Annotated in this window: 22 protein-coding genes; 14 read left to right on the top strand and 8 right to left on the bottom strand. The window is 61.4% G+C overall.

From position 1 onward, the window contains the following. Positions 1-44 precede the first annotated feature (44 nt). From AC1Q61_RS28620 to AC1Q61_RS28610, 3 genes are read left to right on the top strand one after another with little or no spacing between them, the layout of a single operon-like run. Positions 45-2,642: a hypothetical protein gene (locus AC1Q61_RS28620; protein WP_075835716.1), complete on the top strand. Its 2,598-nt coding sequence runs from the start codon at positions 45-47 to the stop codon at positions 2,640-2,642. Between the two features lie 12 nt (positions 2,643-2,654). Beyond that, positions 2,655-3,752, top strand: coding sequence for a hypothetical protein (locus AC1Q61_RS28615; protein ID WP_064112200.1), 1,098 nt, complete (start codon positions 2,655-2,657; stop codon positions 3,750-3,752). A gap of 46 nt (positions 3,753-3,798) precedes the next feature. Continuing rightward, positions 3,799-4,080: a WhiB family transcriptional regulator gene (locus tag AC1Q61_RS28610; RefSeq protein WP_064112201.1), complete on the top strand. Its 282-nt coding sequence runs from the start codon at positions 3,799-3,801 to the stop codon at positions 4,078-4,080. Positions 4,081-4,156: 76 nt separating this feature from the next. Here AC1Q61_RS28610 and AC1Q61_RS28605 read toward each other — a convergent pair whose 3' ends face one another. Both AC1Q61_RS28605 and AC1Q61_RS28600 read right to left on the bottom strand, forming a co-directional pair. Further along, the gene (locus AC1Q61_RS28605) at positions 4,157-4,942 is read right to left on the bottom strand and encodes a metal-dependent hydrolase (protein ID WP_064112202.1); all 786 of its coding nucleotides are present in this window, start codon (positions 4,940-4,942) and stop codon (positions 4,157-4,159) included. A gap of 208 nt (positions 4,943-5,150) precedes the next feature. After that, on the bottom strand, positions 5,151-5,783 hold the full coding sequence (locus AC1Q61_RS28600; RefSeq protein WP_156519167.1) for a hypothetical protein: 633 nt from the start codon (positions 5,781-5,783) through the stop codon (positions 5,151-5,153). A 270-nt stretch (positions 5,784-6,053) separates the two neighbouring features. On the opposite strand from AC1Q61_RS28600, the gene AC1Q61_RS28595 reads away from it, so the two are divergent. Continuing rightward, positions 6,054-6,305, top strand: a complete 252-nt coding sequence (locus tag AC1Q61_RS28595) for a hypothetical protein (protein WP_064112213.1) — start codon at positions 6,054-6,056, stop codon at positions 6,303-6,305. Positions 6,306-6,350: 45 nt separating this feature from the next. Here the strand turns inward: AC1Q61_RS28595 and AC1Q61_RS28590 are convergent, their stop codons facing one another. The 5 genes from AC1Q61_RS28590 to AC1Q61_RS28570 form a co-directional block, all read right to left on the bottom strand. Further along, positions 6,351-6,566 carry a hypothetical protein gene (locus tag AC1Q61_RS28590; protein WP_075835718.1) on the bottom strand — a complete coding sequence of 72 codons (216 nt, stop codon included), beginning with the start codon at positions 6,564-6,566 and terminating at the stop codon, positions 6,351-6,353. Next, positions 6,563-6,820, bottom strand: a complete 258-nt coding sequence (locus AC1Q61_RS28585; RefSeq protein ID WP_064112205.1) for a hypothetical protein — start codon at positions 6,818-6,820, stop codon at positions 6,563-6,565. The genes AC1Q61_RS28590 and AC1Q61_RS28585 overlap by 4 nt, the downstream gene beginning before the upstream one ends. 30 nt (positions 6,821-6,850) lie before the next feature. Then, positions 6,851-9,481, bottom strand: coding sequence for an FtsK/SpoIIIE domain-containing protein (locus tag AC1Q61_RS28580; protein ID WP_198174644.1), 2,631 nt, complete (start codon positions 9,479-9,481; stop codon positions 6,851-6,853). 149 nt (positions 9,482-9,630) lie between these two features. Continuing rightward, on the bottom strand, positions 9,631-10,158 hold the full coding sequence (locus AC1Q61_RS28575) for a single-stranded DNA-binding protein (protein WP_064112208.1): 528 nt from the start codon (positions 10,156-10,158) through the stop codon (positions 9,631-9,633). A gap of 107 nt (positions 10,159-10,265) precedes the next feature. Continuing rightward, on the bottom strand, positions 10,266-11,930 hold the full coding sequence (locus AC1Q61_RS28570) for a hypothetical protein (protein ID WP_075835722.1): 1,665 nt from the start codon (positions 11,928-11,930) through the stop codon (positions 10,266-10,268). A 242-nt stretch (positions 11,931-12,172) separates the two neighbouring features. Here AC1Q61_RS28570 and AC1Q61_RS28565 point away from each other — a divergent pair, with 242 nt between their 5' ends. Both AC1Q61_RS28565 and AC1Q61_RS28560 read left to right on the top strand, forming a co-directional pair. After that, entirely contained in the window at positions 12,173-13,039 is an 867-nt protein-coding gene (locus tag AC1Q61_RS28565; RefSeq protein ID WP_064112210.1) for a RusA family crossover junction endodeoxyribonuclease, read from the top strand. After that, complete coding sequence (locus tag AC1Q61_RS28560) at positions 13,036-14,424, top strand: replicative DNA helicase (RefSeq protein WP_064112211.1); 1,389 nt, start codon at positions 13,036-13,038, stop codon at positions 14,422-14,424. Before AC1Q61_RS28565 ends, AC1Q61_RS28560 begins: the two co-directional genes overlap by 4 nt. 264 nt (positions 14,425-14,688) lie before the next feature. On the opposite strand, the gene AC1Q61_RS28555 is transcribed toward AC1Q61_RS28560, so the two are convergent. After that, positions 14,689-15,435 (bottom strand): hypothetical protein, encoded by a 747-nt coding sequence (locus AC1Q61_RS28555; protein WP_064112212.1) that lies wholly within the window; start codon positions 15,433-15,435, stop codon positions 14,689-14,691. Between the two features lie 153 nt (positions 15,436-15,588). Here AC1Q61_RS28555 and AC1Q61_RS28550 point away from each other — a divergent pair, with 153 nt between their 5' ends. From AC1Q61_RS28550 to AC1Q61_RS28515, 8 genes are all read left to right on the top strand, one after another. Next, on the top strand, positions 15,589-16,125 hold the full coding sequence (locus AC1Q61_RS28550) for a hypothetical protein (RefSeq protein ID WP_075835724.1): 537 nt from the start codon (positions 15,589-15,591) through the stop codon (positions 16,123-16,125). Beyond that, the gene (locus tag AC1Q61_RS28545; RefSeq protein WP_075835726.1) at positions 16,122-16,958 is read left to right on the top strand and encodes a hypothetical protein; all 837 of its coding nucleotides are present in this window, start codon (positions 16,122-16,124) and stop codon (positions 16,956-16,958) included. Before AC1Q61_RS28550 ends, AC1Q61_RS28545 begins: the two co-directional genes overlap by 4 nt. A 234-nt stretch (positions 16,959-17,192) precedes the next feature. Next, the gene (locus AC1Q61_RS28540; protein ID WP_058228304.1) at positions 17,193-18,164 is read left to right on the top strand and encodes a DUF932 domain-containing protein; all 972 of its coding nucleotides are present in this window, start codon (positions 17,193-17,195) and stop codon (positions 18,162-18,164) included. 172 nt (positions 18,165-18,336) lie between these two features. After that, a complete protein-coding gene (locus tag AC1Q61_RS28535; RefSeq protein ID WP_492651307.1) occupies positions 18,337-18,999 on the top strand; it encodes a hypothetical protein in 663 nt (220 codons plus the stop codon). Between the two features lie 140 nt (positions 19,000-19,139). Then, entirely contained in the window at positions 19,140-19,655 is a 516-nt protein-coding gene (locus tag AC1Q61_RS28530; protein WP_157127663.1) for a hypothetical protein, read from the top strand. 53 nt (positions 19,656-19,708) lie between these two features. After that, entirely contained in the window at positions 19,709-19,933 is a 225-nt protein-coding gene (locus AC1Q61_RS28525) for a hypothetical protein (protein WP_099698417.1), read from the top strand. Further along, the gene (locus AC1Q61_RS28520; protein ID WP_064112217.1) at positions 19,930-20,214 is read left to right on the top strand and encodes a recombinase family protein; all 285 of its coding nucleotides are present in this window, start codon (positions 19,930-19,932) and stop codon (positions 20,212-20,214) included. The genes AC1Q61_RS28525 and AC1Q61_RS28520 overlap by 4 nt, the downstream gene beginning before the upstream one ends. 286 nt (positions 20,215-20,500) lie before the next feature. Further along, the coding region (locus AC1Q61_RS28515) for a hypothetical protein (RefSeq protein WP_492651306.1) at positions 20,501-21,990 on the top strand (1,490 nt) is incomplete at its 3' end.

The raw sequence follows: 21,990 nt of genomic DNA, 5'->3' as shown, positions 1-21,990 counted from the left end.
TATCGGAGATCTCCACATCCACCACCTCACAGGGAGGTAACGGCATGGTTTGCCGCGAAAACAAGGGCCGCTCGTTCACCATCGGATTCACGAAAGCACTGCAACGGCAGATGGGCGGAAGCGCCTTCCACGACGCCGAGGTTCAGTCGACCCAGCACGAGTTCACACACCAACTCGAAGACATGAATCGGCAGTTCACACAAGACCCCGAACAGTGGCGCCAAACCCAGATCAAGGTCTGGGAGGCCGTCCGTCAAGACGTCGCCGACTCCACTGCGTTCTCCGACGAGTCGAAGTACCGTGTCTCCCCGGGCCGCGGAGGACAGCCGGGATACATCACACGGATCGACCAAGAACTCGACCGGCTGAAAACAGGGAAAGACGAACACGGTAAGCCGTTGGGGCCGGAACAACAGAACACCCCGGCACAGCTGGCATCAGTCATGCGCATGGGTGGAATCCTCGAACGCATCGGACCCGCGAAAGACAATTTCCTCGAAATGAACGCCCGCCACCGAGGAATCAGCATGGGAGAAGCTCAACGCGAGTGGAACACTCTGATGAACCGCAAGGGTGACTTCTCGAACATCAGCCTCACCGACGACTACCGCAACAGCCTGAAGGGCGCCGGCATCACGGCCCGCGACCAGTCCGACCTGGGTATTTCCGGTCGTGCTCGCGACACCATGCGACAGATGGAACAACGCCGACTTGCCGCTGTCCACTCGCATGAGACCAGACCAGCGATCCGCCCCGAGCACAAACTGCGCTCCTTCATTGATCCCAAATCCGAAGGCGCACAGATACGTTGCGAACAGTGTGGCCAATTCGGGCACCTCGGCGCGGCCTGCCCCAACGGCGACATCGTCAGCAAGAAGAAGTCACTCCAGCAGCAGACCGAAATCATCAACCGCACAGCGGAAGCCGGACGAATCCGCAAGATGCTCTCGCGTTCCGACAAGGAACTGCAGGCCGGCATGGATACCCACTTTCCCGGCCAGTACGAGGACGTCGCCGCTTTCAGGGCCGCCAATGAACAGCGCCTCAGCGGAGTACTCGCCGGAAACCCCGAGATGGACGATGCGGAGCTGCGCGACGCACAACGCCAGATCAGCCGTCAGGAGAAGCGACTCGACAAGGAGCTCGAAGCACGCGGGGGATCCGCGTCATGGATCAAAGACGTCTCCTACAACCCCGAGAACGGGCTTCTGGTCGTACGCCCACATGACTACACCACCAAGTCCGGTGAACGGCGGACAGCGAGACCCTTCATGCGGCGAGTATCTCCAGAGAACGTGCAGGCAATGCTCGACAGCGATGAAGCATTCGGGCAGGCCATCAACGATCTCGGCATGATCAGGGGAGCGAAACTCGACAACTACGGTTTCGAGAACGAAGACGATTACGCCGAATCTCTCGTACAGCGAAAGTGCCCTTCCTGCGGTCAATTCGCATCCCTCAACAGCGGGCACCGCTGCCCTGTCCCGGGTAGCCCAAGCGAGGAATACAAGGCCCGCGAACTCGCAGCGAGCAGCGCTTATCGGACCCTTCTGGCGAAGACGAAAGGCAACGACGGCGGACAGGTCGCGAAGCCGATGCACCGTCGACAGTCTTTCACCACCGAAAGTCGTACCATCCGGGTTCGCGGAGAAAACAACGAGCCCGTTGAAGGCACCATCGTCACCGCGCGCGCAGCCGACGTCCTCAGCACGTCCAACGGCGGACACATCGCCAACCCACCCGTCCGCGCCAGCTATCCAGACGCCACAGTGTCCGGCACCGTCGCAGTGTGGGAAGACCTCGACGGCCGTCGAGTGTTCTCCCCACACTCCGCTGCGGGCGGACGCGGCCTGAAATGCAGCTGCGAGGACTACTCCAAACGATCCTGGTGCCGCCACATCGCGGCAACCAGCAACGTCCTCGCACGCCGATACGAAGCCGGGAACGCCGGAAAATCGCAGCCAGGTGGCCCCACCGTTGCGGACAACGTCGCCGCCGACGCACCGATCGGGGCCCAGGAACGACTGTCCTACGGGAAGATTCAGAAGATGAGGGCCAGCGCGAACGCGGAGTTCGCCGAAGCCTACAAAGCCCGACCCAGCAGCGGCGCCAGCATGGCAGCGCCCGCCGCATTGCCTCCCCGCGACACCAACGGAAACCCGATCCCCGAACCAACACAATGGGATCGGTCACTGGAGCAGTCCAAGCGCACCGGTAAGCCTGTAGACCTCGACGACACTAAACAGGTCACCTACCGAGTCCGTAAGCTCCTCGCCGGCCGACCACCGCGTGTTTCATTCTCGGTGCGCCCAGACAAGGACGGCGGCATCACCGTCGATATTCCGCCTAAGCACCGCGGAACGAGCCAGGAAAGCTACTACCGCCAAGAGCTGGCAACACTCCTCGGCACACCTGCGCTCAAGGGCCGACGTGGCTTCTACATCGCGCCCACTCCGTCCGCCCGCCATTCAGCTCTCGAACGGGCAGCAGGCGACCCCGAACGGATCCGGCCCTCCGAATGGGTCACCCGCATCGATCCGGAACGCGCAGAAGCGAACCGGGAACGCCAGACAGCCACTCGTGGACAGAACAACCAGGGCGCTGACCCGGCAATCGCCGGCCAAAGCGCTGCAGCACGGTAGCGGGGAACGATCATGTCCATGACAGACGAGATCGACGCGGCCGTCGCCGCAGCAGCTGGTGGGCTCGATATCGCGGAAGGTGACGTACGGGCCGCCGGTGAGGGCCCATGCAGCCCTGATGAAGCGCGCGAGCTGATCAGCAAGGCGATCCACGCAGCCGACACGTTTCAGTCGACGATGCGACAACTGTTCGTACGGCGTGCCCACGAGGCATTGGGGTACCCGACGCCACGAGAGATGCTGCTCAGCGAGTTCCGCGGATCGTTAATCAATCCGCGGACCGGTGCGCCATACGGGGACTCGCACGTTCACCGGATGGCGCGTGTCGCCTGGTTGACATGGGCGGTCGCCGAGCGCACCGGTGTCGACATGACTGAACTCGAAATCCCGGAGCGGCCACTGCGAGAAATCTCGCCAGGCGTCGATCGAGCAGGGGACCGCGATCTGGTCGATCAGATCGCCGACCGAGTCGACCAAATCGCACGAGGAAAGCACGCGACGGCCGACGACGTCAGCGGTGTAATCGACGACGTCATCAACGAGAACGCAGGACGTAAACCGAGAGCACAACCGGACCCCGACGATGTGCCGCCCGAAGCACCATCAGGCGACTTCGATTCCATCCAAGGCGAAGGCGAATTCGGGGGGAGAGCAGTCTCACCACGCAAACCTGCAACCTCCAACGATGAAGACGTCGACGGTTCTTACTCTCCGGACAGCGGCCCTCAACCAGCTCACGGCGGCGGGCAAAATGGAGCAGCGACAGCAGCATTCGAGGGCGGAGGCAATGAAAATCTGCCGCCGGTACCGCCAGGGGCCCACGACGGCACTCACCTGGACATGAAGTCGGCGATGACTGCGCTCCGGGAGCACGGAGACTTCGTCCGCCACCTGCAGGACATCAACTCGATCGGCGAACGCCTACCCGACGTTGCTGCCGTCCGAAGCAAACTGCCGGACTTCCTCGACGCCGTGGACGACACCGAACTCCATGCGTTCCGCAGCCAAGTCGCGACTGCGAAAGATTTCCTCGAAGAGGCCATAGCAGCGAAGTCGGCGCTCGACGCGGTGCTCGAGGAATCAGATTTCCGCATCGACGATATGTACTAACCGCTACCTCCGACTGGCCTCACCGGACGAGAAAGGAGCCAAAACCATGAAACTCAAGCAAATTCCAACGACGTACAGCGACCTGGTCTCCGGCGAAGACAGTCAGCCCGCACCGCTGTGCCGAGATGCAGCCAACCCCGATCTCTGGTTTCCGCGAAACAACGAAGCAATCGCCATCGCGAAGCAGGTGTGCGCACAGTGCCCCCTCACAAGTCGATGTCTGCAATTCGCCCAGCAATCCCGCGAAACAGGGGTCTGGGGCGGACAACTCCTCGAACACGGCAAGGTCCGGATAAGGCCACTCCGCGACCTCGCCGCAGAACTGTAGGAACGGAAACCAGCTGAAAGCGAAAGAACGAAAGCATCACCCCGGCAGCGCAAATGCAGCCGGGGTGATGCCGCTTCTACGACCAGCCCATCCCGACCGATGCCGGGGAGAACACAACCACGTACGCCAAGGCGACCGCAATGCATGTGAAGGCACCGAGCAGAATTTTGTCCGCTGGACCCGACGCCTTGATACGCACCGCTGCCGGCGGAGCGACATCCCACCAACGCTTTCCGTTGATCTTCACGAACGGCGCCAGCATCGGCACACCCATCTTCGTGCCGGCATCACCGAGCAAATGTGTGATCACACCGACCGTTACGGCCGCGCCCAGCGCTACCCCCGACACAGACTCCGGTGCCGCCACCCAGGTCAATACCGATAGCCCCGCTGCTGCACCGGTCACAGCCAGCCAATCGTTCTTCTTCACCCATTGAGGGAACAGCCCTCGGATCGCCAACCCCAGCATCAGGAACAAAACGCCGATCGTCGCAGGTTTCCCAAACGCTGTCACCAGCGCTGTCACCGCCATGCCGGCAAGCACAGCGAACCCGAGAGTGTGAGTGGTGGTGCGATGGCCGTTCTCCCGATTGTCGTCACGCTTCGTCGACGTCAAAGAGTGGAATGCCAACGAGATCCGTTCCACCACATGAGCGACTGCCTGGCTGAGTGGTCCGAAACTACGGGCAATTGTGGCCTGTGGGCTGTCCAAGTCCGGGAGGAGGGCAGCGCCGGCTGTAATGCCGGCGAATATGAATGCGCCAGGAATGGACGTCGGACCTCCCCACTCGGGCGGTAATACCGCAGCTATCGCCAATCCTGTGGCTGCGCCGCTCATTGCGTGCGTGGGCCCCATCACCATGTCGTGTGCCTCTCGTCATCTCCGATGGAGACAGCCTAGAAACCGGACTTCCGGTGATCGGCGAACTACGACCAGAATCCGGGGCTGCGAACCTCACGGCCTTGATGAATAGCCGCTTTCATGACGATCGGTATTGGCCACCAAGGAAATGGCCGGTGCCCCGATCGCAAACTTTGGGGGCACCGACAATTTCGTCGAGTCCTTGGTGTTAGACCTGCGATTGGTCACCCGATAGGCGAGTGAAACTTCCACCCTGCCCACCGAAGACGCGTCCTCCGAGGACACGGCGTGCTATTTCCGCCATGGGATGTCCCTCTGTGCCTTCTTCCACTTCGATGTGTCCTGCGTAGGCATCTCTGCAGCGAGCGATGAGTGCAGCGTCGTACCAAACCTTGCCTGTGTCGTCGATTTCGCGAGGGTCGGTGCCGATGCTGAACGCTCCGACGAGCCATCCGCCGTGCGCGACAAGCAGACCACCTGCGGCCGAGACCATCTCGATTTTCGGCCACCAACGATCACACGAGGCTGTGAATGCGTCGTTACTCATGCGCGAGTGGTATCCGATGTTGTCCCGGTCCGGGTCTGATGATTGCTGAAGTTCCCCCAGACGAAGAACTGGGACGGGTTTGCCGTCGAGGAGCACCGATTCGACGACCGGAGTGTCTGCGAGCTTGCTGACGACTTCGAATGTGTTCGGAGACGGAATGATCCCTGCGCGCACAGCTTTTCTTGTTGTCGCTGGGGCCGTTCCGAGAATCCTCGCCGCGAGGTTGGCTGGTATGTCGGTGTCATATCCATACCCGAATTCCAGTGAGGTGTGGATTCTCTGCGTGATGGCCATTGCCAGTTTCCTCTCGTTGCCGCTGCGGTCGTACTGAGTAAGACCCTGCATATGCGGTGTGGAACAAGAGAAGTATAGCACCCATTTAGTGAACTGGGTCGAGGTGCCTCCCGTGTGTTCTGAACCCGACACGAGGGCTGACACGCCGAAAGGCGAGTGCAATTCTGTAGGATCGAGCGGAGACCCAGCCGAAGACTGCAATGTCACCGCTTATCTGTGAGCCGTAATTCCGCTGCGGTGCAAAGAGTTTCCACCGGTAGTGTGGTCGGCATGACTGATCTACTGGAACAATCCGTCCGTTATCTCGAAGCCCTCTCTGACGCTATCGCCGACCATGCACCAGCATCGTCCGGCGTCGACTTCGTTTCAGAACTCGTTGAGTCTCTTCGTGAGTGCGCAGGCGCCGTCCAGATAGCCCACGAGGAAGGGTATGTCGCATCGCCGGTCTATTCGCATCCCGGCGATGGCGATACTCGCGCTGAACTTGCCAACAGGATCGCTGAACAACTCTTCCCGAGGTAGGTACCATCCGTCACTGCACCTACCTCGGTAGCCTTGCGGGTGGGCCTAAGCTGGAAGCTCTTTCGCGTCAGGAATCTGATCTACCAGGCTAGTTACCCACGAAATAAGTTTCGGGATGAGCATGACCGTCGTATCACGGATGCCACCGAGGATGCTGCCAGCGATGTCAGCGACTGACTGGCTTCCATCGCCAAGATCGATGGTGCCCTTGACAATTCCAATCACAACGAGGATTGCGACGGCATACCCAATCAGCTTCATGACGGCACCGCCGAAGGCTCGACGTCCTCAGATTCGGATGGAGCGAATCCATCCGGGGGTGGAAGTTCGACAGTGAAGTTCGGTTCAGGAAGCTTGTCTCGAACAGTGTCCTCGCTCTTGTTTACGAATCCGGACACTTTCTGATTCGTAGCCTGAAACCAGCTAGGCGAGAACATCAGTTGCCCGTCCCCGAACCACGTACCCACCCCCCACAGCACTCCCAGCGTGACGACAACCGCGATTATCCGTTTCATGTCCTGCCCTCCTTCAATGTGGTTTGCTCGCTACTGATTCCACGGATCGACATCATCAGATTCGTTCAATTCCTGGTCGCCGAGACCGGCACCAAAATCCAGTTCAGGCTTCGTGTCTGAGGATTCGGAGTCGCGCTCCGCGTTGGTGGGAACGTCAATTGATGGCCACGCATCGTCGTTTTCCACCCTGATCCACCGCGGCTCGATACCGCCATCGGAGTTGGTGATCGATGTCTGCGCAAACCCGAGCTCAATCAGGCGATCCCGCGCCAACTCTTTCGACCCCGTCAACATGATGGAGGCATCCCACGGGCACACCATCGAGTCGTCGGGCAGGAACATGACCTGAACTTGCCTATAGCCGTTCTTGGGGTCGTACGCCCACGATCGACCCTTCGGTGTTCCCTCTTCCGGGAAACGGGTGCCATGGTCGGAGTTGAGGATTTGCTGTGATTCGTACTGGTCGAGAGGACCGACACCGAGCCTGAAGCCGAGCTGGGAACGCAGCTGTGTGGAGATGATCTTGGCGTCCGGCTTCTGAGCGGCCGCAACGATGTTCACTTCGATCGCCCTGCCCAATCGAGCAATGGACTCCAGGTTGGCGCGTGCTTCGTCCTTCAGCTCTTCGACGTCGCTGTTCGCGCCCTTCGCGAGGAAGTCGGCGAGCTCGTCGAAGAAAAGGATCAGGCGGCGAGGTACAGGTCCGTGCGCCTTCTCGAGCTCTGGATCCGCAGCGTACTTCTCTCGTAGCCAGGACAGCTTCCGGACTTGTAGCTTGTTCAATAGCGTTTGGCCGGCATCCATCCTCCGTTTGGCTCGCGCCACGGCGTCGACGATCTCGGTGTCGGTCGCAGCGAAGTGGACGACACTGGGGAATTCTGGAGTCCAGGTGAAGTCTGTGCGCTTCGGATCACAGACGATAACTTCGTAGACGTCCGGCAAGAGCATCGCGTAGAACAAGACGATCGACAGAGCTACAGATTTTCCCTGGCCGGTTTTTCCTCCCACTAATCCGTGCGGTGTTTCGTTGAGGTCCCAGTCGAGCCAGCCGCCGCCCTTCTGCGGGCCGAAACGTAGAACTCCCTTGCGGGCCAGCGTAATCGCTTCGTCGAATGCGGTCGTGCCAGGCATCGGAAATGCCAGCTGATCTGGTAGTCGCGGGACCGCGGTCATCGTGACTATTCCATCTGCGGTGGACCATGAGTATGCCCAGTCGTTGTTCGTAGTGAGGGAGTCCCAGTGATCTTGGAACTCGTCCCTGGTTTCGCGTTTGTTGACGTCGATGGATCCGAAGTTCACTCGCGCTCGCTGGGGGAGGGCTTCGCCGGTGGGCGATAGGCCTTCCTGCCATTCGATGATGTCGCAGTCGACTGGCGTACTGGCTTTTCCGAACTTCGACTCCACAACATTGCGGAGTTTCTTTTCGACCGATTTCTGTTTCGCTCGGACGTCGTTGTGATCGACAGACATGATTGCCAGTTGCGTCGAACCGCCCTCGAACTTCCAGTCGAACAGCAAGCGGACGTCAGGCCACCGCGTGTGTATCGAGGTATCGAGGCTGTCTTCGAGCTTGTCGCGGAGGCGGCGTTCACCGAGGGGGAGTGTTCCGAAGTCCACGTCTATAGTTGCCGGCTGGTCCGATTCGTCGTCGGCCCACGTCTCGACGACAGCGACGACAGGGTCTTTGCCTGGTTTTGTTATAGCGGAGCGGATTTCGTCGGCAAACTTTCGTTCGTTGAGCTTCCTGCGAGCTTCCAGAGATCCTTTGGCGGCCCTGCTGATTTCGAGGGCCTGCTCGTCTTTGTTCCACAGGTAGATCCACTCGCCCGGGCACGACACAGATCGGTCGAAGCTGCGCTCGAGGGTGTCTCGAAAGCCCGGATCAGTCAGGTCTTGGCTTCCAGCTGCGAAACGAAGCTGCGTCGGTATCGGAACGACTGCTCCGTCTGCGCGAGTTTCGTCGGCCCATTCGGCGATGTCGAGGGCGTATCCATCTGCTGCGTTCCGGTCGGTGATCTTGAAGAGGGACCGCAGCGTCGCAGTGATCTTTCGGGCCATCAATTGTTTCGCCACTCGTGGATCGTCACCGTTGACCGCTTCGAACTCGACGGTGTTCGACTTAGTCCAGTTGAACACCCACTCCATGTCGGCCGGTGCAGGAACGCTCTGCTCAATGGCCTTCTCGACGATCAGTCGTCGCATTGGTGCCCCCACAGAGGCACTGCTGGCACCAACGGACAGCTGGGCTGCGCGAATGGCCTGTGATGACGACCATCGAATTGAGGTGATGTGTTTGGAGGGGGTCGTAGGTCGGCTGACGGTCCCTGATGGAAGCCCAGCCGGTTTCTGCAGGCCGGAGTAGATCGCTTCAAGTGTGTTGCGGCGCCGTGGCATCACGATGCTGGCACGCACGATGGTCACCACCAACCACGCGGCCGAGGCGACGCCGATCCACATCAAGTGCCCGTTGGTCAGGAACCCGAATGTCGAGATGCCGATGAGGAAAAGCCAGTTCAGTGCCGTGACGGTGACGGGACCGACACGGGCGCTGTCAGCTGTCCAGGTCAACACCGCCCAGTCGTTCAATAGTCGTCTTGCCCATGCAGCCAGTTGCTGTTGCAGTTGGGCAGAGAAGGCGGTTCCGCGGCGTGTGCGTGGCACCCTTCCCCCTTTCGTGGTCTCCGATAGGGGAATGATTGCAGTGACGGTTCCGGTGTCCATGGCTGTCGTGACAGCTCGTCGGGGGGTTGGGTTCGGCAATGTGCTGTGGCCCCGACGGATGATGTCGGGGCCACAGTGAGTTTCGTAAGTCAGAAGGGCGGTTCGTCGCTCGCGGCGGATGTGGCGGCACCGGCACCCCACGGATCTTCGTTGGGGGCGCCGCTTCCCCAGGGATCGTTTCCGGCGTTCGGCGGGCGTGATGTGGACTGGGTTGTGGTGCTGCCGTTGTTGGTCTGGCCACTGTTACCACCCCGGCTCGCTTTGGCGACTTTGGCGGTGGCGTACTTGAGGCTGGGGCCGATCTCGTCGACTTCGAGTTCGATGACGGTACGCTTTTCGCCCTCACGAGTTTCGTACGAGCGTTGCTTTAAACGGCCGCTGACGATGACACGTGAACCACGGGTCAAGCTCTCGGTGGCGTTCTCGGCTGCCTCACGCCACAGATTGCAACGCATAAACAGTGCATCGCCGTCTTTCCACTCGTTGGAGTTGCGGTCGAACGTGCGGGGCGTCGAGGCAACGGTGAACGAGGCGACGGCTGCGCCGGCCGGAGTGAAGCGAAGTTCGGGAGCTGCGGTCAGATTGCCGATCACGGTGATTACGGTGTCGCCTGCCATGGGACTACCTTTCTGTAAACGCTGGGTGGGTTGGTGCTAATGGGTTCGTAGTCGACGCTGTCACAGACGATTTCGGTGCGCGGCACGGTGAGCGCGTCGCGCCGTGGTCACGCTGACTGTCGTGCGACGGGCTGAGATGCCCGGTAGGCGCCGGCGGCGGCTTCTACGAACCGCTGGGGTTCGGCCTCCCACGCTGAGAGTCGTTCGCTGAACAATTGCGCCGGGATCTGTGCGAGATCAGCGGTTCCGCAGGCAGCGGCGAGGAACGGCTTGACGCGGTCCTCGTGACCGGTCAGCTTGCACTGCTGCAGGAAAGCGTTCCAACGCTGCATGAGTGCGTCGTCTCCGGTGGCCGCATCGCCGATGACAGCATTCGTCGACGTCATCTGAGCGCCGGACGTCGAGGTAGCAGCGTTCCCCTGTTGCGCCTGCCGCCCGGCCTGCTCCCGGGCCTTACGGGAAGCATCGTTGATCGGCGTCGGCTGGTCATACTGCCCGTCAAGGTAGCTTTCGACCGAATGCAAGGCGCCTGCGAACACTGCAGTCGCCTGAGCGATCACTGTCTTGCGCCACATCTCGCGCTGTTCCGAGTGCTCTTCGCTAAGCATCTCGAGGGTGATCGGGACCAGACGAGAAGCGATCTGGTGGACCCACTTTCCGGCCTCACCGTGTGAACGATCCATCCGGTTGATCCGGCCGACAACGGCGGTCTGAACCTGATCGGCCATGGAGAGAAGTACTTCGGTCAGATCAGTAGCCGTCGATGCGAGGGCAGAGCTTTCCAGCAGGCGAGGTTCCCTACCGGCGCGCTCGGCTGCGTCCTGTTCCTCATATGCGGCTGTGGTCAGCAGGATCATGGCGCCAGACCAAGTGTTTCGCCAGCTTGCGGTCAGGTAGGAACCTGCGTTGGCGCGGCCGTCGGAGTTGTACGGCTCCCATGGCTTTGCTTCCACCGAGTGCGCTTCCCTCAGCGCAGGACGTCGAGCCGCTCCGGATGAGGCGGGCGTTCCATTGGTGGGAGCGGCGCCGTGCAGACGAGCAGCGACGGCTTCGGCGAGGGCATCGACGTCGACCGATGCCGGCGCGGCGGCTGGTGCGCTCTCGGCGGCGGTGATCGCACCAGTCGGATCACCTTCGGGTGTGTTCACGCGTACGAACCCCGAAGGCACCTGAGTGCCATCGTGATTGCTCCGGAACGTGGCCCACTTCGACGGGTCGCTGGTCACTTCGTCGGAGATCAAGTTGGTCGTGGGAGCGTCAGCAGGGCCGATCGCTGCGATCACGTTTGCGCAGTTTTCACGGGTCGCGGACGCCGAGCCGCCCTTTCCGTCTTTCGTCGCGCCACGCAGTTCGTTGATCGGCGTCAAGTACGAGATAATCTCACCAGAGCTGTTCTTGTAACGCCGCTTCGTTTCGATCGCCACGTACACCGCTTTTCCTGCGGTGAGTGCATGCCGAACTGCTTTCTCGAGGTCTCCACCTGCTTGGATCGACGCACCGAAATTCTCTCTGAGACCGACGGACTCACCGTCTGGGTTCTTCGCGGATCGGGCATTGAACTTGACGTAAAGAGTCGGCTGGCGCTGACTGGTCGCCCGAGCGTCGTCGATGCTGTCGATCTCGATGGAGACGAATTCGCGAATCAGAACCTGCGAGTGCACAGGCACCGTCGAATCCTGACCAGCAACCTGGACCTGAATGGGCTTCGACGCCGACTTGCTGTACGCGACATAAGAGGTGTTGTGCGTCTGTCGGGTGAACGTGCTCTGCATGGCTTTCTCCTGATTCGCTGCGCCGTAGGTGCCTTGGCGTGGTGATCTCCGATGACCAAATACTGACGCCACCGACTGACAAGTGCGGCACGAAGCAACATCCGAGCAGTTCAACCGCACATTCTGACTCCGATCCAACACCAGCCAGTTACGGTCACCGGCCCGCCACGTCGCCTCTGCGGCGACGTCGAACCCATCAATCCCGCCCGAACACCGGAACCGGCAGTCATAGGGTCCGCATCATGAGCATCAACGCCGACGCGCTGTTGTCCAGTGGATCGCACCGATACTGCCCGGCATGTCGGGCCGCACTCATCCCGATCAGCCGGACGCGGTGCAGCAGCTGCACACACGTCCCGGAGAACGCCCTCGCTGCGGTACCGGTCGCGGTGCAAACATCGTCGTCGTCGAAGACCCCCGAGGACTCTGTCGTGCGCGAAAGCCACCGTGGAGGCCTCGCGTGCCTGCCTGACCACACGATGTGGCTTGTCGCTGAGGGGAAGCCAATCACCCAAGGATCAATGAGAGCTGTCGCGGCCGGCGTGATCAAACACGACAAAGGCCCAGCATTGCGTGCCTGGCGTGACACCATCACCCGGGAAGCACTCCGGATCGGCGGAACCGAGTGGGTACCCATCGACGGTCCGGTTCGACTGCATGTCGCGCTGACTGTGCCGAAGCCCGATCGCATCGGGACCTCCGCGGTTATTCCCGTCTCGGAGCGGACCACGCCCCGATGCCCGCCTATGACGAAACCCGACGTCGACAAGCTGCTGCGCGCTGTCCAAGATGCGCTGTCGCCGGCTGAACACAAGTCCGGAAGCTCGGCGTCGCGTCGGTTCAAACTCCTAACCGACGACTCCCGGATCGTCGACTCGTTGGCCGCGAAAACGTATCCGACTCCGTGGCACACACATCCGTGGGCATTGCCGTGGCCAGGAGCCGTCATCAGGATCTCGTCGCTCGACGTCGACACCCCGATGTTTCCCAACTCGACGCTCCGGATGCCCGGAGCATTCCCCTCTGATGTCGGTGACCTGGTGGAGATGGTGGGTACGCGACTATCCGTGCCGCAAGCGCGCACCTGCGGGAGCAAGGTGAAGGTGTGATCGAAAACAACTCTGCCGCAGAACAAGTCCTACTTGGACGTCTCCTCGAAGGCGACGACGAGGCATTCGTGGCGTCGACCGTCTCTGCGCTGTCACCGCATGCATTCTCGACAGACAAACACAAAGCTGTCTTCGCAGCGATCAGCACGCTGGTCTCCACAGGCCACCCCGTGGACCTCACCTCAGTGGTGACGGAGTTGAGAAGGCGAGACCAGCTCGACGTCGCAGGTGGTCCCAGCGGCCTCTCCGCGATGACCCACGCCTCCCTGTCAGCGTCTGCACGGGCCCCGCAGCTTCATCTCGAGGCGATGGCAGGTCGAGAACAACTGCGCCGCTTGGAATCAGAGATGGAACTCGCCCTCGATCTGATTCGGGATGGTCAACTCTCATCTGTCGACGAAGCCCGCTCACGACTTGCGAAACTGTTCGATGCCCAATCATTTCAGTCGACGACGCTGCCCGACATCCGATCTCAAATCGAGGAGCTGAAACACTCACTCGACGTCCGACTGGTCAACGGGGTCGACGGCATCGACGGCGTACCGACCGGATGGAGAGACTTAGACGGAGGCAAAGACTCGATGGCTCTGGTCAAGGGCCTGAAAGACGGACGGCTGACCGTCCTCGCGGCGAGACCCGGAACAGGAAAAACGACCGCGATCATCGACTGGGTGAGAGCCGCCTGCGATTCCGGTGCCGGTGTCGTCCTCTTCTCCCTCGAACAGCCTGCCGAAGAGATCACCGAACTACTCGTCGTCGCAGAATGCGGAAACATGCACCGCAACAAACTGCAAAACCCGACCGAACTAACAGATCTCGGGTGGGACAAAGTTTCCGAAGCCATGGCACGGGTCGCCTCGTGGCACCTCGTCATCGACGACACGGCACGTACCCTGCCTCAGATGCGTCGGGTCGCGGCTGCAGCGCGCACCAAGTTTCAGGCCGAAGGCACAGACTTGCGCATCGTTTTCGAGGATTACATCCAGCTCACGGAGGCCGGCGATCAACAACAGGCATCTCTCAATCAGGCCCAACGGCTCTCCGAGATCGCGAACGGTTTTAAGGCGATGGCCAAGGACATGAGCATCGCCGTGGTCGTTGCAGCTCAGTTCAACCGTGGTCCCACTGAAGGCGACCGGCCTCCGAAACTGAGCGATATGAAGGGTTCTGGCGGCCTGGAGGAAGCCGCGGACCTCGTCATCGGTTTGCACCGGCCGTACGCGATCGATCCGCAGGGATCATCCGAGACCCCAGACGATTTGCATGTACTCATTTTGAAGCATCGTCAGGGGCGTGCTGGTGGCATTTTGTCGCGCTCCTTCCTTGGAGAGTTTGCCCGTACATCGGAGCCGAGAAGCCGCCAAATCGCCTCTTCCGGTGCATGAGTCAGCGACCTATTCCGTTTTCGTCAGATGGTGGGATCGCGACTGCGATCCCACCATCGCGAGCACTGGCCAGTCAATCCACGACGCCATGGGGGGTCGGCAAAGGTTCAGTTCAGGCGCGCACCGAGTACGTCATTTGCGAGTTTCGCAGATGGAAAGATCGGCGGCAGGGTATTCAGGCTTCGCGAAAGAGTTCCTGCGCACTTCGGCAAACGATGCGACTGTCGAAGTGCGCTCGTCGATCTGACCGTCGATGACGATTTGCTAGAGAACCCCGGCCTCTTGCATACCAACGAGCTTGCCTGCCTGCGCTCGCCACACCACGTCGAACTGTGCAATCGCTTCGTCGCTGGGTTGTCCGACAAAGGTGAAATCGACCTGCACGGTGATCCCGTCAGCGACTCCCCATCCGGTCATCGTCGTCATTGTTCGGTCGCCCTCAAGCGTGGCGGTATAGACCCTGGCGTCGTCGAGTCGGTAGAACTCGGGTGTAACGGGAAGCGATGCTAAACGCAGTTCCTGATCACCGGCGCCGTCCACCACCAAGTGGGTCTGCGCGCAGGAAGACAACCAATCATCGATTACATCGGGGTTGGTGTTGGGGGAGTTCGACAACTGCACATTCATGATCTGCGCTCCGCCAGGATTGACGAACTTGTTTCCCGACCAGCGCGATCCCGACAACACCATGGACTGAACAGCGGTCTGCAGTTTCCCACCGGGCACACACTGTCCGTTGTCTGGAGCGCTCATCCTCTCCGGCACCGGAGAGTTCTGCGGTCGAACGTCTACGGCCTGCTGAGACCAGCCGATGAACTCCCGGGCAGGGATGTCGTTGATCGAGACGATTGGCACAGCGTAAGCCTGCATGTCGACAGGGTCCTCGCGCTGAGCGACGACGGAGACGATGCCGATGATCAGAGCCGCTACCGCGACAACGACACCGCCGATTGTCAGCGGCCTCCGATGTTCGCTGACCCACCTCCCTGCAGTTGAGGCCAACTCGCTCATGCTGTTCCCTTCTCCCGCTTACTAGTTCAGGACGGTGTGCACTCGTCACCTTGCGGCGCCCGAGGAACTTCTCTTGCACCGTCAGTGAAGACGGCGAAGCCTTCGCAGACATCGTGGCAGGCGGGGTTCCGGTCATCGACGCGGAAAGTGAGCATGAGCACCGGAACCGGGGTCTGCATGATGACGATGCGCGTCATTACGGAGAAGGGACAGCGAGTGAATGTACAACAGAACCCGCAGATTCGGGACCGCTCCGGATCTGCAGGTCAAGGCCGTACCGCCGCCCTGGCGACCCGCGCTGAACTCATCGCTGCCGCCAACATTGTCGACGTGAGTGTGCCGGCGATGTCGCTGCCCCGCCTGATCCGTCTCTCGACCGCGCATTACAACGAACTCAACCCTGGTAAGCGTGCAGCAGATTTCGCCTCGGACGAGGCCTTCATGACCCGAATTTGCGTGAACTACCTCAGGCACGCATGCAGTGGCTACGACAGCCACCGAGATTTCATTCGCCAGATGGCTAGCCCGAAGGACCGCGCCGAGATCGGTGCCGTGATCAAGGGCCGCGTTCTCCGATCCATCGCCAACACCTACCCGATGCTGATCGAAGAAGCCCGTCGCCAAGCGCGTCGTGAAGACACACCACCACATCGGAAACCACTACACGGGAAGGGGAACAGTCGCAGATGAACCGAACCCACACCTGGAACGTCCTGGTGAACCCGGACCGCGTCGACCACCCCATCGACCGCCGATACGCACGGCTGTCCGGAGTACATGACAGGTTCGACACCTATCTATTTACTGCCGCTGTCATATGGGCTGCCATCAGCGCGGGCATACTCTCCCTGCTCGTGCCCGCCGTGGTGGCCGCCCCGATCATGGCGATCATCACCATCGCCGCAGTACACGCAGCACGCGTGAAGTACCGAGCGAAACTCGGCGAAGCCCGCGCCGCCGCCAGAGAACTCGACGACACAACCGGGCCGATCGAGATCACACGCAGCAGCATCCTCGACCCTGTCCTGCGATCGCACGCGGACCGGGCCGTCACCGCACAGAGTCGGATCATCGGCTCGGTGGCCTTCCAACACGGCAGTCTCGGAGATCAGGAACCGATTGCGAGGAACGTCGCCGTAACGACGTGGCGAGCAGTGTCGACGGCCGCCGCGCTAGACAAAACGCTGATCGCTAGAGCGAATCTGTCAGCGACACTGAACGATCGACAGATTCCAATGGAATCGGTGGAACTCGAATCGCGAAACGCCGAGCTGTCGATTACCGCCCGACAGACATCGATCGACACGGCAACCAGCGAATTAGTGATCCTCGCCGAGAAAGTCACCGAACTCGACAGTCGACTCCTCACTCCCGCAGCGCGCGAACACCTTCGAAGCCTCGTCGACACACCACCCACGACGGCTAGCGGAGGCGATGAACTCGCCGCTCGCATCTCCGCTGCACACCAAGTGCTCGACGCTGGCGGTTCCACCCCACAATCCCTACCGCTGCGCCAACAGTAAAAGGCCCGCTCAACACTGTTATCGCTGGTCGTCGCCGGGCTGACCGCACACGCCAGCCCTGCAAAAAAACCGCGAGCCTGTCCGGCTCAGTCGCCGCCGGCCAAAGGATCCCACCTGCGGATTGTCGACGCTATTCGATTGCGCCCGTGCCGCACTCACTACGAGATCTCAATAACTTCATGGCATCGGAGCTGCACACACCGCCCCCACCGGGGCCGATCCTTGGAGGACATCATGACCGCATCGACCACCCTTCCCCGCCCCGCTCACCGCCTGCCCGCTCAGGCCGTGCTCGGCACCGATGTCGCCGGATCCCGCGACACTGCAGAAGCGTTGCGCACCGCCGGACTGGACTGGGGCCTGACCGTGCACAACACCGACCACCTGACCCTGATGGGCGAGTCTGGCCTGATCAACACCTCCCTTCCGGGGCAGCGACTGATCATGCGTGACGACACGTACCAGGGGCTTGCCGTCGTCGGTTCCCGCTACACGCCGGTGACCAACGCCGACGCGTTCGCAATCGCCGACAACGCAAGGGATCTCGGCGCCACCTTCGCCCACGCAGGGTCACTCGACCACAGTCGTAAGACGTTTCTGACGATGGATCTCCCGGAGGCACGCGTTCGTATCGGAGGAAAGGACGTCGTGGACTTCGGGATCGTTATCCGGACTTCGCACGACGGGTCAGGTTCCATCTCCGGTGAGATCAGCGGAAAACGGCTGGTGTGCATGAACGGCATGACAGTCGGTATCGGCGAAGCGCAGCGCTGGTCCATCCCGCATACCGCCTCCGCGCACAGCCGCATGGCCGAAATCCTGCTGCAGGGCGCGTTTCGATACGCGAAGAGTTTCGCGGCGGTCGGCGAAATGCTGATCTCTCAGCCGATGACCAGTCGAGAGTTCGCGGACTACATCGATGCCCTCTACCCGAAGCCGGAAGAGTCGCAGAAAGCCGCACGCACCCGGTGGGAGAACCGTCGAGGCGAACTCATGCAGTTGTTCAACATCGCCAACACCCAATCCGAAGGCCGCGCGACGCGGTGGGGCGCACTGAACGCAGTAGTGGAGTGGGAAGACTGGGGGCGCGGCGTCCGCACCAGCACCGGTGAAAGCGTCGACCAGGCTCGAGCCGCCCGCCAGTTCACCAACACTGACTCGGCGGGAACGAAACAGGCCGCTTATCGCATGCTCACGCACGCATAGGCTCGAGAACACCAACCCACCCCGGGCATAGTCGCCGGGGTGGGTTTCTTGCGTTCACGACCCTTACTGCTGCGACCAGCGCAGGCACCAGAAGCGGCCGAACCCGAGAACGGACGAAACCCGGGCCATAAGGTGAGACGCACCGACGCCCGCCGCACCTCGAAAGTTGCCGATGCCAGCACTCGACACATCCGCCGACGACGACAACGCGCACGCGCTGGCAGCACTGGACCAGGAAATCGCCGAAACCCGGGAACGAATACAGAACCGATCCCGCGACATCGCCGACGCCAACACACGCAGTCAGCGACTAGCCGAAGCCCACACCGCCGCACTCGCAGAACAACGTGCCACCCCCGAAGGCCTGTCCACCTCCATGCGAACACTCGAGCTCGCGCTACTGCACCGCCGCCCTCCCGCCGAACTGCGGAAGCTCCAACGCCTCCACGTACAAGCAGAGATCGACGCAGCAGCCGAATACCGTGCGCGCGTCGCCCGCTGGGGCCACAGCCCCGGTGACGGCCCCCTGCAGGCCTGCCGTCTCGGAGGCTGCGAGTCGTTCGTCTCCTGGGCCCTGCACCTGAATATCCTCGGTACCTACCGTTACAGCATCGACCACCCATCGGATTCCGTGGCCGTTCGACTCACCCGCCCCGGCGACGGAAGCCGAAATCTACGAACGAAGATCAACGTCCGAACAGCTCTGATCGATGCAGAAGGGTTGACCTTGGCAGTCGTAATCGCGGCAGCATTTGCCAACCCGATCGAAGACGCGAAGCTGCGTCGCTGGCTCGACGAGCACTACAACCCGATCAAACGGAGCCTGTCCGCCTGACCCGATCTGCCGGCTGGGAGGAGCACCGTCACCGCGGTCCTAAGTTCGACCGCGGTGACGGCGGAGCTGCGGTGCCTGCGAGGTGGCTGATGGAATCGCGTCAATATACGGACATTTCGCGGAAGCAGTATCGTGGAGGCATGGCAACACTAGTGACAGCAGTCAGCACGGGCTACCCCGTGCTGACTGCTGCTCACTATCGGGCCTTCGATTCCGCGGAGCGGGCACTGCGTATACCTGCAGTCGCTGAGGTCCAGCGGAGGATGAGCCAACAGCTCTTGAATCCTTTCCGCGACGCGTACCGTTCTGTGTCTCAAGCTCGCGAAGATGCGATCCGTGCTGTGTCGCCGTTGCGCCAGGTTTTCGATCAGCTCATGGAAACCCGACGGCAAGTCGGATCGTGGTTGTCCAAGTACAACCCATTCCAGCCGCCGAAAGTCACCGGCCTTGACGAACACCTCTCTCAGTTCAGACGCCGGAACGTCCGAACCGAGACCGCAAGAATTGCCCGCTTGAGATCCTTATTGGTTCGCCGTGCGCAGCAGGGTGAAGCACCAGGCCGGACAGTCACTACCAAGCCGCAGGTCACTCGCGGCCCCAACAACACCCGTAAGTCGATTGTTTCCAATCCACTTACGGGCCTTCTGGACGTCTAAACGACGGAGACAAGGCCCGCCAATCACGCAATCTGCGTGGAAGGTAGTTCTCCGTGAAATTTCTCACTACACTGGCCGAAGCTATGCCCAATTCGCCTGCGGCCTTGATCATCTGGGCAGTTGCGTTTCTCTTGACGCGGTGGCGAGGCATCATCATGCTCACCGTGGTCCCCTGCACGCTGCTCCTTGCCCTACTCGGGTCCGCGGATCGCTCCGAGCGCGCCTTCCGGCTCTTGGACGTCCTGCTCAACCGCCTCGGGGGAGGTGGCGAGCAGTGAGCGGCCGTGTCGGGCGGCCGATGCTCTGCCCTCTGCCCGTACTCCGCAGAATTCTGGTGCTGCGAAACGAGGGGAAAACCATGCAATACATCTGCGACGAACTCAACGACGAGGGGATTCCCACGCCGGCAGGAAAAGTGGTGTGGGGGCGGAACAACATCTCTCGACTGCTCAAGACAGCTGTTGCAGAGGAGATCCGCCAGGAACCGCGAATGACTGAGGTCACAAGCATCTTTGGCGAAGAAGTGTTCCGGGAAAGCGGTGAGCGCCGAGCTGCCTAGCTCGAGGACGGTGACAGCGGCCCAGCCCGGTCAAGCGGCTGTCACCGTCTGGGCGGAGGCCGCCCTCCATCCCGCCCCCGTCCGGCGCAGATCGTGAGAGGCAGATTCCATCGCCGCGCACACCCCGCTGTCTCACGCATAGTCGCCTTCCATCCCAGCACCTCGATGACCGGAACCGTGCAAGTTACGTTTTCACCTATCGGAGGAGCGACACAATCCGCGTCCAGATCAGACCGCCCCAAGCGAGGCGGTCTGATCAGGGCGCCGAATTGGGGGTGAGGTCAGAGTGTGCATCGGAGCCAACCAACCGGGAGGTCCACGTCGGTGCTCGGCAGATGCAGCTGCCCGCTGCAGCCGCACCGGTAGAGCCGCCAACCACGCGGCCGCGTATGCCGATGCGCTGTCCGCCGAATCGGTCTATGACACCGAGCATCTGGAACTTTTAGAACTGCAGCGCAAAGCCGTGATGGGGGAGACCCTGACCGCCGCCGAACAAGCCCAGCTCCGTGCAGGCGCTCAGCCACCCGCATCGGCGATCCCCGATGGAAGCGAGTTCGGCCGCGACTACGCCGCGGAGTACCCGAAGCATCGCCAGGACATGATCGACGCAGGCTTCGCGCCGAGCACCCTCGCCGAGTACGCGAGCTCCGAAGACGCTGCCGAAGCAGCATACGAAGAATGGCGAGATGACCAGTTCGAAGAAGAAATGCAGGCGTCGTATCGCGAATGGACCGCGGACACCGCCTCCGGTTACTACCTGCGACGTCAACGATCCGACGAGCTGGACCAGGCACGCGAACACGCCGCCACTCTCGACGTGGACGAAGCCCGCGCAGTCCTCGACGAACGTGCCCAATCGGCAGAGCATCAACAGCTCCTCAAAGCACGCGACTACGCCCACGCCGCGGAACACGACGCCGAAAGGGGCTGGGAAGCGGCGAAAACCAGCACAAACATCGAAACGGTATCCGTGGCCCGCGACAGCCTTCACGACGCGCACTGTGACCGTCTCATCGCCGACGACGACCTGAACGCCTACGCCAACGAGAGCGCGCAATACGCGGCCAGAGTCAGCGAACTCTCCACCCCGCCCGCATATTCCGGGACCACCATCGGCGACAGCATCAATATCGGCACACACGTTCCCGGCAGTGAAGCTGAACTGCGCGCCCGGCAAGACGGAATCCCCGGCACCCACATCGGTGCCGCCGCCGGCGTCAAGGACCCCAACAGCCCCCACACCGCGACAAGTGCGAAGCTGTCCGCGATCAACGCTGTCACCGACGACGACATCAGCCGCGCTCACCTCGCCCACACACAGCACACCGGACGTGAAGGCCGGGCCGCAGCTTGGGAACACACCACCGCAGCGGACTTCGCGGCCGCCAACCCCGGACTGTCGGTCCAATCAACCCCCGGGATCTGGCGAAACAGTGAACGCCCCTGGCAGCAGGCAGAACTGACAGCCGTGACCAGCAGCGACGGAAACACCCCCGATGGTGCGTTGATCGTCAAACATGCCACGGCAAATGACGGCTACGGAGCGGATATCCCACCACACGTGCGCGCCGAAGCTGCGAACGCGCTCGACGCAACCGGGCTCAAACACGCCGACATCGCCGTCAACATCGACGGTCACACCTACCGGCAGTACCGAATCCACGCCGATGAACCCCTCACCGGCCTCACACAACCCGCCACCATGCCCGAGCTACGCGAAAAACTCGACAACCGTTGGAACAGTTGGCAGACCGAGAAGACAAACCCACCCCAACC

Source organism: Rhodococcus sp. MPR-R1B (genome assembly GCF_058793255.1).
This window is presented reverse-complemented; position numbering and strand designations above follow the sequence as displayed.